The 14,345-nt window shown below is 54.7% G+C and carries 16 protein-coding genes; 11 read left to right on the top strand and 5 right to left on the bottom strand.

The window, feature by feature from the left end; translation table 11 throughout:
• Window positions 1-145 precede the first annotated feature (145 nt).
• The 3 genes from DBR37_RS12810 (at window position 146) to DBR37_RS12800 (ending at window position 2,132) form a co-directional block, all read left to right on the top strand.
• Complete coding sequence (locus tag DBR37_RS12810) at window positions 146-1,036, top strand: CsgG/HfaB family protein (RefSeq protein ID WP_124574871.1); 891 nt, start codon at window positions 146-148, stop codon at window positions 1,034-1,036.
• Between the two features lie 159 nt (window positions 1,037-1,195).
• Window positions 1,196-1,585, top strand: coding sequence for a DUF1090 domain-containing protein (locus DBR37_RS12805; protein ID WP_124574870.1), 390 nt, complete (start codon window positions 1,196-1,198; stop codon window positions 1,583-1,585).
• A gap of 40 nt (window positions 1,586-1,625) precedes the next feature.
• The gene (locus DBR37_RS12800; protein WP_124574869.1) at window positions 1,626-2,132 is read left to right on the top strand and encodes an FUSC family protein; all 507 of its coding nucleotides are present in this window, start codon (window positions 1,626-1,628) and stop codon (window positions 2,130-2,132) included.
• Window positions 2,133-2,246: 114 nt separating this feature from the next.
• Here DBR37_RS12800 and DBR37_RS12795 read toward each other — a convergent pair whose 3' ends face one another.
• The 3 genes from DBR37_RS12795 to DBR37_RS12785 all read right to left on the bottom strand — a co-directional run bounded on the left by DBR37_RS12795 (window position 2,247) and on the right by DBR37_RS12785 (window position 4,207).
• On the bottom strand, window positions 2,247-2,828 hold the full coding sequence (locus tag DBR37_RS12795) for a hypothetical protein (RefSeq protein WP_124574868.1): 582 nt from the start codon (window positions 2,826-2,828) through the stop codon (window positions 2,247-2,249).
• A 47-nt stretch (window positions 2,829-2,875) separates the two neighbouring features.
• The gene (locus DBR37_RS12790) at window positions 2,876-3,352 is read right to left on the bottom strand and encodes an ecotin (RefSeq protein ID WP_124574867.1); all 477 of its coding nucleotides are present in this window, start codon (window positions 3,350-3,352) and stop codon (window positions 2,876-2,878) included.
• 105 nt (window positions 3,353-3,457) lie between these two features.
• The gene (locus tag DBR37_RS12785; RefSeq protein ID WP_124574866.1) at window positions 3,458-4,207 is read right to left on the bottom strand and encodes an SDR family oxidoreductase; all 750 of its coding nucleotides are present in this window, start codon (window positions 4,205-4,207) and stop codon (window positions 3,458-3,460) included.
• Between the two features lie 66 nt (window positions 4,208-4,273).
• On the opposite strand from DBR37_RS12785, the gene DBR37_RS12780 reads away from it, so the two are divergent.
• The 4 genes from DBR37_RS12780 to DBR37_RS12765 are packed head-to-tail and all read left to right on the top strand — an operon-like array spanning window position 4,274 to window position 8,337.
• The gene (locus tag DBR37_RS12780) at window positions 4,274-4,771 is read left to right on the top strand and encodes a DNA-deoxyinosine glycosylase (protein ID WP_124574865.1); all 498 of its coding nucleotides are present in this window, start codon (window positions 4,274-4,276) and stop codon (window positions 4,769-4,771) included.
• A 24-nt stretch (window positions 4,772-4,795) separates the two neighbouring features.
• Window positions 4,796-5,626, top strand: coding sequence for a methyltransferase domain-containing protein (locus tag DBR37_RS12775; protein ID WP_124574864.1), 831 nt, complete (start codon window positions 4,796-4,798; stop codon window positions 5,624-5,626).
• Window positions 5,627-5,681: 55 nt separating this feature from the next.
• The gene (locus DBR37_RS12770; protein WP_124574863.1) at window positions 5,682-7,496 is read left to right on the top strand and encodes a GspE/PulE family protein; all 1,815 of its coding nucleotides are present in this window, start codon (window positions 5,682-5,684) and stop codon (window positions 7,494-7,496) included.
• A 49-nt stretch (window positions 7,497-7,545) separates the two neighbouring features.
• Window positions 7,546-8,337 (top strand): alpha/beta hydrolase, encoded by a 792-nt coding sequence (locus tag DBR37_RS12765; protein WP_124574862.1) that lies wholly within the window; start codon window positions 7,546-7,548, stop codon window positions 8,335-8,337.
• A 113-nt stretch (window positions 8,338-8,450) separates the two neighbouring features.
• On the opposite strand, the gene DBR37_RS12760 is transcribed toward DBR37_RS12765, so the two are convergent.
• Both DBR37_RS12760 and DBR37_RS12755 read right to left on the bottom strand, forming a co-directional pair.
• Complete coding sequence (locus DBR37_RS12760; protein WP_124574861.1) at window positions 8,451-9,224, bottom strand: TerC family protein; 774 nt, start codon at window positions 9,222-9,224, stop codon at window positions 8,451-8,453.
• 483 nt (window positions 9,225-9,707) lie between these two features.
• Window positions 9,708-10,610 carry an SDR family oxidoreductase gene (locus tag DBR37_RS12755; RefSeq protein WP_124574860.1) on the bottom strand — a complete coding sequence of 301 codons (903 nt, stop codon included), beginning with the start codon at window positions 10,608-10,610 and terminating at the stop codon, window positions 9,708-9,710.
• Between the two features lie 12 nt (window positions 10,611-10,622).
• On the opposite strand from DBR37_RS12755, the gene DBR37_RS12750 reads away from it, so the two are divergent.
• From DBR37_RS12750 to DBR37_RS12735, 4 genes are all read left to right on the top strand, one after another.
• Window positions 10,623-11,651 carry a CDP-6-deoxy-delta-3,4-glucoseen reductase gene (locus tag DBR37_RS12750; RefSeq protein ID WP_124574859.1) on the top strand — a complete coding sequence of 343 codons (1,029 nt, stop codon included), beginning with the start codon at window positions 10,623-10,625 and terminating at the stop codon, window positions 11,649-11,651.
• 257 nt (window positions 11,652-11,908) lie between these two features.
• A complete protein-coding gene (locus DBR37_RS12745) occupies window positions 11,909-13,111 on the top strand; it encodes an acetylornithine transaminase (RefSeq protein WP_124574858.1) in 1,203 nt (400 codons plus the stop codon).
• 5 nt (window positions 13,112-13,116) lie between these two features.
• Window positions 13,117-13,647, top strand: a complete 531-nt coding sequence (locus DBR37_RS12740) for a C40 family peptidase (RefSeq protein WP_370454254.1) — start codon at window positions 13,117-13,119, stop codon at window positions 13,645-13,647.
• Between the two features lie 20 nt (window positions 13,648-13,667).
• Complete coding sequence (locus DBR37_RS12735; RefSeq protein WP_124574857.1) at window positions 13,668-14,282, top strand: GDSL-type esterase/lipase family protein; 615 nt, start codon at window positions 13,668-13,670, stop codon at window positions 14,280-14,282.
• The last annotated feature ends 63 nt before the right edge of the window (window positions 14,283-14,345 follow it).

Here is a 14,345-nt window from a genome sequence, read left to right as displayed (position 1 = left end):
TCTCCAGAGCAATTTTCACAAAAAAATCGCGTAATATTTCACATTCGCAACTCCGATATACCGGGGATTAGTTATAAGAATTAGATTTTTGCTTATTTAATTTGTTTGATTTGCTTATTGATTAATTAATTAGGGGAAGAAAGAAATGTCGAAACGTTTAATGCGTATCTTGCCGCTCTGTCTGACCGGCGTTCTGCTGAGTGCATGCTCCACCATGGATATGGGTAACAGCGGTGCTAAAACAGCAGCGACCGGTTCCGCCGGTGGTGCCAATGCACAAAATGCCAACGCTACGCTGGAACGTTGCGATGCTCCTCTGGGTACTATCGCGATCATCGAAGATACCAGCGCGCCTTGGTATGGCGTCCTGACCGGCCAATACAAACTCGGTTCGACCGTCCCTGTCCTCAAACTGCTGGTACAACAATCAAACTGCTTCGTCGTGGTTGAACGCGGCCGCGGCATGAATGCCATCATGGGCGAACGTGCGCTGGAACAATCCGGTGAGCTGCGCAAAAAATCGAATTTCGGCAAAGGCAAAATGGTTTCCGCCGACTATGGCCTGGTGCCATCGATCACCTTCAGCAACAACAATGCCGGCGGCATGGGCGGCAGCGTAGCCGGCTTGCTGGGTGGCGGTCTGGGTAGTGCGGTCGCAGGCCTGGCAGCTAACGTCAACAGCAAGGAAGCCAGCACACTGCTGAGCGTGGTCGACAATCGCTCAAGCGTACAAATTGCAGCAGCCGAAGGCAGCGCAAAAAGCATGGACTTCGGTGCAATGGGCCAACTGTTCGGCTCCAGCGCAAGTGGCAGCATGGGTGGTTACTCCAACACAGCTGAAGGTAAAGTCATCGTCGCCGCTTTCACCGACTCGTATAACAACGTGGTGCGCGCTGTGAAAAACTACCGTCAACAAACCGTCAAAGGTGGCCTGGGTACCGGCGGTCAGCTCAAAGTGCAGGATGACGATGGCCAGCCAGCACCTAAAAAGAAAAAAGCGCCAGCCAAAGCAGCAGCTAAACCAGCTGCACAGTAATCACTGAGGCTGTACCGGCAAGCATCAAAACTTGCCAGTCCTCACACTACGGCGACCATCACGGTCGCCGTAGTCATTTCTGGCGCGCTATTTGTGTTGCCTGTTCTTACCTTGTTCCTATACAGTGAAGCGACTTCCCACCTAGCAAGGAGTTGCGTAATGAAGATCATCACGACCAGCTGTTTGTCCGGCCTGCTGTTGGCAACCGTCATCACCACAGCACACGCCGCCGAGCCCTTGACCGGCTGCGCCGCCAAACGACAGGAAGTAGAAACCCAGATCGAGCACGCACGCGCACATGGCAACAAGGCGCAAGAAAAGAAACTGAACATCGCGCTCAAACAAATCGTCGATCACTGCACCGATGAAGGTCTGCGTAAGGAACGCGAAGCCGACATCAAGAAAAAAGAAAACAATGTAGCCGAACGCAAAGCGGAACTGGAAAAAGCCCAGGCCAGTGGCAAAACCCAAAAAATCGCCAAGCAGCAAAAGAAACTGCAGGAAGCCGAAACCGAACTGCAAAAAGCCAAAAACAAACTGACGCAGTAATGCCTGAACTGCCGGGCCGCTCGCAGGTCTGATACAGACCATGGAATTCAACTTCATCAGCCCCAGGAAAAACGCGCTGGTCTACATCATCAAGATCCTCTCCGGATCTGTGATCCTATGGTACGGGCTACGCGCACTTGGCTTGCAAGAGCCTTACTGGGCGATGATTTCCCTCATCATCGTGACCGAGCCGGATATGACCGTGGCAAAGGCCAACTTTAAGGCACGTCTGGTCAATACCATTTCCGGTTGCATCATCGCTTGTCTGTCGCTGGTGCTGTTCGGCACCAGCTTCTTTGCGATGCTGATAGCAATGACACTGGCCGTCATCGTCGCCATGTTGTGGCAAAACTATCCGAGCAACTGGCGACTCGGCCCGGTGACAGTTGTCATCCTGATGTCTGCCGCTTTTTCCGGCGGCGGTATGGATGAAGAATTACACTTGGCCTTCCTGCGCGTATCCGAAGTGATGGCAGGTAGCATCGTCGCCCTGCTGCAGACCGTGATCTATATTCAGATACAGAAGCGGCTGCAAAGTGTTGACTGAAGCTTGATGCATTGAGTGCCCAATAAAAAACATGCCAACTCAAACTAAAAGTCGGCATGTTTTATTCTTCAGGCAAGCTGATCATTCGTTCTCGTCCCGCGAGGATTTCAGCAATCAAGGACTCAGGGCTGTTTTACATAGCTCAGGTGTTTTCTTGAATCGGAACGATTCATTTACATGTCCGGCAATCGGCACCACCAGAAAAACCGTACCAAGCATGGTGCCTGAATCCTGCAATTTCCCATCTCCATTCTTATCAATACCGAGATAGGTGGAACCTTGCGCTACACCGAGAAAAACGCTTCCAGACTGCGTCGGTGCAGTAGCACCCCCATCACTGCGGATTCTTATTTTTCCTGATTCAAAATTAAAATCCCGCCCTTCCACAAACACTTGTTCCTGCAAGACTTTTCCCTGAGATTCTGCACTTACTTTAATCGAACGTTCCCCCATCGATGTCACACGTATATAGTGCGCTTGCCTGACATCTGGTTTGATCGGATTAAAAATATAACTGGCAAGGTATCTGTAGGAGTTCGCTTTCCCTCCATCACCCCGATTCTCATAACACCCCTCCAATTCTTTCAAATCGGTCTGTTCTGAAAATGCGGCCTCATTCTTCGGCCCATTCAAAATGACACATCCGGCAATCGAGCTGAGAAAAAAAAGCGATGCTGTTATTTTCAAATAATTCATAAGTTTCTTATTGTTTTAATTGGGTAAGGAAGAATGGCGTATTTTACTTACCCTTGCTCTATCTTCTTCACTTCGTCCCCTGCGCGCCAGATTTTATAGCGCACTTCCACGCCTTGCGGCACATAGACCACCACCGGCAGGCGGCTGTTATACCGGATCAGATAAGGGCCGCCACTGAGGGATATAAAGCGCGTCACTTTGGGCGCATTCGGATCAATCGCCATCATAGTGCCGGCCATCGGCCCCAGCTTGGGCACGACATAGCGCGTATAACCCCAGCCTTCGATATTCTTTTCTTCGATCACGCCACCAAAGAAGTAACGATTACGCTCATCGGTCGCCACCTCCTTGCCCACAATCAGTTCAACCTTGTAAGCCGACTCATCGCTTTGCGCAGGCAGTTGCAGCACATGACGCGTCATGCCCTTTTCCGCAACCGGAAAGGCTTTCATGTTATCGGCCGCATGTGCCAGCGGCAAAGCCAGCATCAATGCAAAGAATGAAGTTATCCAAGTTGCTTTCATTTTTTCTCCTGTTTAAAGGTCTATGGCATGTTGCCGCTTATGGCACGGTATTACCGACTACTGCATGAAGAAAGATGTCAGTTACTTTAGCATTGACAGAGTGAGCTATCTCCCGCCGGTCACATCCAGAAAACTACCCGTTGTGTAGGACGCATGTTCCGACAACAACCAGATCGCAGCCTGTGCCACTTCCCGAGCTTCGCCACCGCGTTGCATGGGCACGTTACCTTTGACGCGATCCACGCGTCCGGGTTCACCACCGCTGGCATGTATCTCGGTGTAGATCACGCCAGGCCGCACTGCATTGACGCGTATGCCCTCGGTCGCTACTTCTTTCGCCAGACCGATAGTCAGGGTATCCACCGCACCCTTGGAAGCAGCATAGTCGACATACTCGCCGGGCCCGCCGGCACGCGCTGCCACCGATGAGATATTCACGATGGCGCCGCCTGCGCCACCATATTTGGTAGACATGCGCTTGACCGCCTCTCTCGCGCAAACAAAGGTACCAACGATATTGGTGTTGAAGATACGCTGCATGCGTGCCACATCCATCTGATCCACGCGCATCTGTGTTTCCAGGATGCCGGCATTGTTGACCAGCGCCGTCAGGGTGCCCAATTCTTGATCCACAGTTGCGAACAGGCGCAGGATATCCGCTTCCACCGCCATATCCGCAGCGACTGCAATAGCGGTGCCGCCTGCTTCACGGATGGCGGCAACGACCGCGTCGGCTGCACCCTTATTCTTCACATAGCTGATACATACCGCGTAACCATCGGCCGCACCCAGGGTTGCGATCTCCGCCCCTATGCCGCGGCTACCACCGGTCACGATCATTATTTTTTTAGTCATTCAGTCTCTCCTGATAGTTCGGCAGTCCATGTCGTACCATGACACGACCTGCATTAAAATACCAGCATGCCCGCCACGCGACTACCCCCACTCCTGACCGGCTTTCCGCCCGTTATCGACCAGCATACCGAAATCCTGATTCTCGGCAGTTTCCCGGGTGTAGCGTCATTGGATGCACAGCAATACTATGCGCACCCGCGCAACCAGTTCTGGAAGCTGACTGGCGCCGTGATCGGTGCAGACCTGGCCGGCTTGCCCTACGCAGAACGCCTGCTCAGATTGCAAACGCATCGCATAGGTATATGGGATGTCATAGACGTCTGTGCACGTGAAGGCAGCCTGGACAGCGCCATCCGTCAGGCCCGGCATAATGACTTCGCCATGCTGAAACAGGAGTGCCCAGGACTGCGTCGTGTTTGCTTTAATGGCAAGACCTCCGGCAAGCAGGAAAGCATATTCGCCGCAGCCGGTTTTGATACCCTGGTGCTGCCCTCCTCCTCTCCTGCCTATGCCCTGATGACATTTGAGCAGAAACTGACGGTCTGGCGCGGTATCATGCTGTAAGTAAAAAATCCCACTAAAGAATTCATGCTGATCAAACGTAAATCCATAGAAGCCGATGCCAACCTGAAAAGCGGCCCGGGCAAGAAAGCACCACCAGCGGCCAAAGCCAAACCCGTGCGCAAGGTCAAATTCGCACCAGTCACGCTGTCCGAGCAATTCGGCATCCGCTACCTGCACTTCGGTACCGAATGGGTACAGGGCGCGATGCGTATCAGCAAACCCGACTGGATAGAACTGGAATACGCGCAGCAAATGATGGCGTGGATGCTGTTCAATGACAAACCGCAGCACATCGTGCAACTGGGCCTGGGCACAGGCGCATTGACCAAATTCAGCTACAAGCGTTTTCCGGAAGCGCGCGTCACCGCGGTCGATCTGAATCCGTCGGTCATCGCTATCTGTGCCTCCATGTTCAAGCTGCCGCCGAATGACGAACGCCTGACCGTGATCGAGATGGATGCGCTGGAATACGTCAATGACCCGGCCAACCTCGGCCGCATCGATGCGCTGCAGGTTGACCTGTACGACGCCACTGCGCGCGGCCCGGTGCTGGACACACCCGAGTTTTACCAGGCATGCGCCGCCTGCCTGACGCCGGACGGCATCATGACGGTCAACCTGTTTGGCGACCATCCAAGCTATGCGCGCAACCTGAGCGCCATGCACTTTGCGTTCGACACCATTATCTCGTTGCCGGAAGTACATGAAGGCAACGTCATTGCGATCGCTTTCAACCGCAAACCTGAATTGGATATCGCCGCACTCTATGAGCGCGCAGCCCAGATCACCGCCGCTACCAAACTCCCGGCCAAATCGTGGGTAAATGGCATCAAGGCATGGCAGGCACAGCAATAATTGACTTGCCCTGTGTTAACATCAATCCCACTGTTCCATCTTACGGGTCACGGTCATGCCAACTGCTGCATCTACTGCCACCACCAAGGCCACCGCTCCGGCTAGTCCCAGGAAACTGGATTTACAGCAGATTTTCACCTGGCTGCTGGCCGATGGCATCGTCACCAAGGAAGGCGTCAAAGTCTTCTATAACCAGGCGCAGGGCATATTCAAGAATGCATCGATAGCGATGCACCCGCTGGTGGCCGTCGCACAGTGCAAAATTCTCTCTGCCAACGAACCACATCGCCCGGTCACACTGGACTGGCTGGCCGAATGGCTGGCAGGCAAAGTCAAACTGCCGTTCTTCCGCATCGACCCACTGAAGATCGATTTCACCCGCGTGGCGGATGTGATGTCGGCCTCGTACGCGACCCGCTTCCACATCCTGCCGGTTGAACTCACACCGAGTGAACTAATAGTCGCCACCACGGAACCATTCAACACCGAGTGGGAAGCCGAGATCGCCAAGATCACGCGCCGCAACGTCAAACTGGTGATCGCCAATCCGCTCGACATCGCGCAATACACGACGCAATTCTTTGCGCTCGCCAAATCGATCAAGGGCGCGAAGAAGCTGAACGGCCAGGACCTCACGCTGCGCAACAACTTCGAGCAACTGGTCGAACTCGGCAATCACAAACAAGTCGATGCGAATGACCAGCACATCATCAACATCGTAGACTGGCTGTGGCAATACGCATTTGAACAACGGGCTTCCGACATCCATCTCGAACCCAAGCGCGATTTATGTGCGATCCGTTTCCGTATCGATGGCGTGCTGCACCAGGTCTACCAGGTACCGCCTACCGTCATGATTGCGATGACGGCGCGCATCAAACTGCTGGGCCGGATGGACGTGATCGAAAAACGCCGGCCGCAAGATGGCCGCATCAAAACACGCACCAACGACGGCCAGGAAATCGAGCTGCGTTTATCCACCATGCCGACCGCCTTTGGCGAAAAGCTGGTCATGCGTATTTTCGATCCGGATGTCGTGGTCAAATCGTTGCCGGAACTCGGCTTCCCGCCCGATGATGCACAGCGTTGGGACAAGCTGACCACGCGTCCGCACGGCATCATCCTCGTCACCGGTCCGACCGGCTCCGGCAAGACCACTACGCTCTACACCACGCTCAAGGCGCTGGCGACCAGTGAAGTGAATGTCTGTACCGTTGAAGACCCTATCGAGATGGTCGAAGGATCATTCAATCAAATGCAGGTCCAGCACGGCATCGACCTGTCGTTTGCGGACGGCGTACGTTCGCTGATGCGACAGGATCCTGACATCATCATGATCGGTGAGATCCGCGATCTGGAAACCGCAGAAATGGCAATCCAGGCCGCCCTCACAGGCCATCTGGTGCTCTCCACCCTGCACACGAATGACGCTCCGTCCGCCGTCATGCGCTTGCTGGAACTGGGCGTGCCTTACTACCTGCTGGAATCGACACTGATAGGCATCATGGCGCAACGCCTGACGCGTACCTTGTGCGGTCATTGCAAATCAGCTGATGGTGAAATGCTGGATGAAATCTGGGCCAGCCTGAGTGAAGGTTCCGACCTGGCGAAACCAGCCGTCATCTATCGCCCGGTCGGTTGTCCGGAATGTCGCCAGACCGGTTATCGCGGCCGTACCGGTTTGTACGAATTGCTGACGGTCACGCAAACCTTCTCCAAGATGATCCAGGCAGAGACCGATATCCATGCCCTGAAACAACAAAGTATTAGCGATGGCATGAAACCTTTGCGCCTGGCTGGTGCCTTAAAAATCATCGAAGGCACGACCACCGCCGAAGAAGTATTGAAAGTCACCGCAGCACTGACCTGAAGCAACGCAGATACAGCCCGGCCTTTCATCATTTCCATTGGGAGCAGACATGAAGCATTTGATGAAAACCAGCCTGGGCCTGATCCTCGCTTGCAGCCTGCAACTTGCGCAGGCACAGACCGCCCCCAAAGTAGTCGACCTCACCAGCCGGCCCGGCGTCATCCAGCGCATGCTGGTGCTCTCCCCGGCCCAACCGAAAGCTGCCGTCATCCTGCTGGCAGGTGGACATGGTGGTTTGCAAATCAGTCCGGATGGCAAGATCAATTGGGGCAAGGATAATTTCCTGGTCCGCGCACGGCAACTCTTCGTCGATCAGGGTTTCCTGGTCGTGCTCACCGATGCGCCGTCAGATCGCCTGTCACCGCCTTTCCTGCGCGAATTTCGCGAAACCCCTGAGCATGTGACCGACATCAAGGCGGCCATCACATGGGTACGTAGTCAAACCAAAACCCCGGTATGGCTGGCCGGCACCAGCCGGGGTACGCAATCCGCCGCCTACATCGCCACCCAGCTTGCACCACCGGACGGGCCGGACGGCATCGCACTCAGTTCCAGCATCCTGATCGATAGTGAAGGCGCTTCAGTCCTCTCCATGCCGCTGGAAAAACTACAGATACCGGTACTCATCGTGCACCATGAACAGGATGGCTGCCGCCTCTGCCCCTACACCTTGATACCCAAGCTCATGAACAAACTGACAGATGCGCCACGCAAGCAATTGCTGAGCTTTACCGGCGGTGAAAACATCGGTAATGCCTGCAACGCGGCGGCGCATCACGGCTACAACGGACTTGATAATGAAGTGGTCGGCAAGATGTCGGACTGGATGCTGAACAAGTAAGCGATATCGCCCACAAACGCCACCCATAAAAAAAGGAACCCGACAGGGTTCCTTTTTCATTTCAGCCATCTGATCAGTGATGCAGCACCGGAGTGCCGCATCACTTTACGTCATTAAGCTGTGATGCCGTGTGGCTGTACCGACTCCGGTGCATCACATGCAGCCATGTGATGGTTGCGACGCATGCGGATGTTGAACAGTTCAACAATCAGCGAGAAGCCCATTGCACCGTAGATGTAGCCTTTCGGGATATGAATCTCGAAGCTCTCAGCCACCAGTACCGCACCGACGATGACCAGGAAGCAGAGTGCCAGCATCTTGATGCTTGGGTACTCGTTGACGAAATCGCCAATTGCTTTCGCCGAGAACATCATCACACCGACTGCGATCACGATAGCGACGATCATGATTTCAACCTGGCTGACCATACCGACTGCGGTAATGACCGAATCCAGCGAGAACACGATGTCGATCACAGCGATCTGCGCCAGGGTCATGGCGAAGCTGGCTTTCTTCACGGTAGCTTGCGCTTCCTCTTCTTCGTGAGCGTTCATCAGTTCCTTGATCTCGGACGAAGCCTTGTACAAGAGGAACAGGCCACCGAAGAACAGGATCAGATCACGTCCGGAGAAGCCTTGACCGAATGCGGTAAAGATCGGCTCGACCAGTCCCATCATCCACGACAGACTCAGCAACAAGAGGATACGTGTACCCATCGCCAGGCCCAGACCGATGATGCGGCCCTTTTGTTGTTGATGCTTAGGCAGTCGGTCTACCAGGACCGAAATGAAAATGATGTTATCGACGCCGAGCACGATTTCCAGCATCGCCAGCGTTGCCAGTGCAATCCATGCTTCCGGCGTCGTAAATACTTGTAAGAATTCCATATTAGTCTCAGATAGTTGGTTAGTGACGAACGATGTATCAGCCTCAGGGGGTGTCGAGCGCAGATCTCGTTACGGCAATTTTTTATCGTTAAAGCCAATCCCTTTGCTGGTAATCGGCGCCGGTGCTTCTACATCGGCCATCTCCCTTAAATCCCTTGTTGATCGCTGCATTTAGCAGATGGGCAGACTTTAACGGAATCCTAACATTCTTGGAAATCGAATTTCACATGATTTATATACGGAAAAACCGAACAATTAAATTATTAGGCGGAGAAAAACTGAAGTTAAACCATGCCTTTTGACAACTTAACTGCGCTGTAATGGGGATTTTTCAGAGGAAAGAGTAAAAAATAGCGCCAGAAGCACCCGATTTGGGCATTTTGAAACTCGTGGAAATGCATGAAGTGAAGCATGCACCGAAAAAGGCATAAAAAATGGCGTAAAACGCCATTTTTTTATTAACACTATCTTCACGAAACCTCATTACTGCCCGCCTTGCCCCTTCAGCCTGGCCAGCGCATCGCCTACTCTGGCATAACGCAGCCTGAAGCCCAGCTCGGCCTTAATACGCTGATTCGACAAGCGGCGCGACTCGGACATGAATGACAACATCATGGGCGACACCTGCTTCTCCAGTTCCGCACGCGGCAGGCGTGGCGGACGCGGCAACTGCAGCGCGTCGGCCACAGCATCGAAGTAATCCCCCATCCTGAGGTCGGTATCGTCCACCGCGTGATAAACACGACCAGGCTGCCCGCGGAATAATGCCAACGCAATCATCCTGGCCAGATCGTCAGCGTGGATATGGTTGGTATAGACATCCTCGGCCTCCAGCAAGGCTGGCAAGCCCTTTTGCAAACGCTCGACCGGCAACCTGTCATCAGCGTAAATACCGGGCACCCGCAAGATGCTCAGGCGCGCCCGGGCACGCCGAGCCCACGCACGCAGCACCTGCTCGGCATCCACCCGGCGCCGGGCGCGCAAATTATGCGGACGGACAGCACGTGTCTCATCGATCCACTCCCCACCGCAATCGCCATACACGCCGGAGGTGCTGACATAAACCAGAGTCGCGTGGTCGGGTAAAATGGCGGTCAGATTGCGCGTGCGCTTATCCAGCTTGCCGTCCGAAGGCGGCGGCGCCAGATGGATGATAGTCGATGCCAATCTTGCCAAACGGGCCAGCGTAAGCGGTTCGTCCAGGCTGGCAATAATCGGAATCGCGCCAGCGGCACGCAACTCTTCCTGTCTGGATACCTGCGTAGTGACGGCAAAAATGCGGAAACGGTCGCGTAACAGCGGCAGCAGACGCATGCCTACATCACCGCATCCGAGTATCAGCAGGCGTGGTTTGCCGAAGTGTTTGTTTGCAGATTTTATTTTCATGATTGAGATTGTATGACGTTCCAAGTAACTGTTAAGCCTAGCGGTCGCCAATTTAGCTGCGATGCGGATGAAACCATATTGAATGCAGCGATCCGCGCCAATGTCGGCCTGCCCTACGGCTGCAAAAACGGCGCTTGCAGCAGTTGCAAGGGCATGGTTCTGTCCGGCTCGGTCACACACGGCCCGCATCAGGCACGCGCGCTGTCGGCAGCCGACGAAGAAATCGGTTTCTCATTATTCTGCTGCGCGCGTCCGAATAGCGATGTCGTGATCGAAGCACGCGAAGTATTGGGCTTAGGTGAATTCCCGATCAAAAAACTGCCAGTGCGCGTCGCCAAAGTAGAAAAGCTGGGCGACGACGTCATGCTGATCGCCTTGCAATTGCCTGCCAGTGAACGCCTGCAATACCGCGCCGGCCAATACATCGAATTCCTGCTGAAAGACGGCAAGCGCCGCAGCTACAGTCTGGGCAATGCGCCGCATCTGGGTGAACACCTGACGCTGCACATCCGCCACATGCCGGGCGGCTTGTTTACCGATCACGTCTTCACCACGCTGAAGGAACGCGACATCCTTCGCTTCGAAGGTCCGCAAGGAACTTTCTTCCTGCGTGAAGATTCGAAAAAGCCGATGGTCCTGCTGGCGTCCGGCACCGGCTTTGCACCTATCAAGGCCATCGTCGAGCAAGCACTGCATGACAAGAGTGAACGCCCGATGACACTGTACTGGGGCGGGCGCCGTCCGAAGGATTTGTACATGCACGCACTGTGTGAAGAATGGGCACGCGAGATACCGCACTTCAATTATGTTCCGGTAATCTCGCACGCCACCGACGACGACCAGTGGCAGGGTCGTACCGGCTTTGTGCACAAGGCCGTGATGGAAGATTTGCCCGACCTGTCGAATTATCAGGTCTATGCCTGTGGTGCGCCGCTGATGGTAGAAGCAGCGCAAAGCGAATTCAGCATCAGCTGCAAATTGCCGGAAGATGAGTTCTACGCCGACGCTTTCACCTCGGAAGCTGATCTGGCGCAGGGTTAAGCGCCCGGCTTGCTTGTTTAACTACGTCGAGAGAGCAAGGCGAAAAACGTTTTGACGCACTGCGCAAAACGTCATAATATTCTTCACATGAATATGACCGCCAAACTCTTGCGACGCCGTAACCAGCTGCCCCAGCCTTGGATGCCGTGCGTGTAAGCGTAAGCCGATCACTCAGCCACAGGCAAATCCTGTGGCTTTTTTTTTAGTTGTTCCGTACCAGACATTTTTTCAATTATTTGCGCTCAGGAGTAGCCGAAATGGAATTCAGCCAGTACCCCGTCAATTCTCTGCTCTACATCACCAATCGTCCTGAACTGGTCTTCACCGAAGGCGACGGCATGTGGCTGACGGACCATAAGGGCAAACGCTATCTCGACTACCTGCAAGGCTGGGCGGTCAACTGCCTCGGCCACTCGCCACTATGCATACAGGAAGCCCTGAATGCTCAGGCGAAAAAACTCATCAATCCATCGCCGGCCTTCTACAACGAACCGTCGATCGCACTGGCAGCATTGCTGACGGAGAACTCGTGCTTCGATCGCGTCTTCTTCGCCAACAGCGGTGCTGAAGCCAATGAAAGTGCGGTCAAACTGGCGCGCAAATGGGGCAAACTGAACAAAAACGCAGCTGGCGAAAACCGCTACGAAATCATCACCTTCGACCATAGCTTCCACGGTCGCACACTGGCCACCATGTCGGCCAGCGGCAAAGCGGGCTGGGACACCATCTATGCACCGCAAGTACCTGGCTTCTTCAAAGCCACCCTGAACGACCTCGACAGCGTCAAGAAACTCATCACCGACAAAACCATCGCCGTGATGCTGGAACCGGTACAAGGTGAAGGCGGCGTCATCCCGGCCACACGCGAATTCATGCAGGGCCTGCGCGCATTGACCAAAGAACACGGCGTCTTGCTGATCGTCGATGAAGTACAAACCGGCATGGGCCGTACCGGCGAACTGTTCGGCTATCAACTGTCCGGCATCACGCCAGACATCATGACGCTGGGTAAAGGCATAGGCGGCGGCGTACCGCTGGCAGCGATGTTGTGCCGTGAAGAAATCGCCTGCTTCGAACCAGGTGACCAGGGCGGTACCTACAACGGCAACCCGTTGATGACAGCTGTCGGCAACGCTGTGGCGCAGGCATTGCTGGCGCCAGGCTTCCTGCAGTCAGTCAAAGACAAAGGCGCTTACCTCAGCGCAGCCTTGCTCAAACTCACCGAGAAGCACGGACTGGCCGGTGAACGTGGCGATGGCTTGTTGCGTGCATTGAAACTGGGTTCGGACATTGGTCCGCAAATCGTGGAAAAAGCGCGCGACCTGGAACCGGTCGGCTTGTTGCTGAACTCGCCGCGCCCTGACCTGCTACGCTTCATGCCTGCACTGAACGTCACGTATGAAGAGCTGGACCAGATGATAGACATGTTGTCTGGCGTATTGAGCGAACTCAAACGCTAAGCACAATGATGCTAAGCGGCATACGCCTCACGATCTCCGGCATGCGCGGGCTGTTGCTCGCGCTGCTGGCAGCAGCGCTGCTCGCTGCCTGCGGCACATCCACACCTGTCAAACGTCCGAGCGCGCACGCCATCCTGTACGAACCACAACCCGTCAGCGAAAAAGGCAACGAAATCGCGCTCTATGCGATGGGCATGATAGACACTGGTTACCAGTTCGGCGGCAAGAACCCGGAAGCCGGCCTCGACTGCAGCGGCATGGTCTCTTACATCTATCGCCAGGCACTCGACATGAATGTCAGCGGCAGTGCCGCAGACATCGCACGGCGCGGCAAGGAAATCGATCCGCGCACCTTGCGCCCCGGCGACCTGGTCTTCTTCAACACGCTGAACCGTCCGTTTTCGCATGTAGGCGTCTACATAGGCGACGGCCGTTTCATCCACGCGCCTTCCAGCAAAGGCAAAGTACGCATAGAGCGCATGGACAATGTCTACTTCGCGCCCCGCTTTGAAATGGCGCGTACTTACTTCGATTGACTATTCTTCGGCCACCCAACGTGAGCGACTACAAGCCAAACGCCGGCACCGATCATCGCATCTGCTTTGTCGGTGACTCCTTCGTACAAGGCACCAGCGACCAGCTCTGCCTGGGTTGGGCTGGTCGCCTGATACAGACTGCCGTAGCACGTGGCAACAACATCACCCATTACAACCTCGGCATACGCCGAGACACCAGCCGCGACATCGCAGCGCGCTGGGAAAGTGAATGCGCAGCACGTCTGCCTGCAGACTGCGGGCAACTGGTCGTGTTTTCCTTCGGCGTCAACGATACTTCGATCTACGAAGGCAGCCTGCGTGTACCGGAACAGGAAAGCCTGGCCAACTGCCAGTCCATCCTGAGCACAGCGACAGCACGCTACAAAACACTGATGATAGGGCCACCACCGATGCCGGATGCACCGCATAACCGCCGTGTTGCACAACTGGATCAGCAGTTTGCCGACATCGCGGCAGGTTTAAACGTGCCTTATCTGTCTGTATTTGAAGTGCTGCGTAAAGATGAGCACTGGCTGAAAGAAGCGATAGCGAATGACTTTGCGCATCCGCGTCAGCAGGGATATGACCGTCTGGCCGGGCTGGTGCAGGACTGGTCTGGGTGGTGGTTTAACTAAGCAGACTATCTTCTGTTTTCAATAGTATTAAAAAAGCCCGGGACACCGGGCTTTTTGATTCAG

Origin of the sequence: Herminiimonas sp. KBW02 (assembly GCF_003852535.1) — a bacterium.
Taxonomy (GTDB): Bacteria; Pseudomonadota; Gammaproteobacteria; order Burkholderiales; family Burkholderiaceae_D; genus Oxalicibacterium.
The sequence above is the reverse complement of the archived record's forward strand: the minus strand, read 5'-3'. Positions and strand labels throughout refer to the sequence as shown.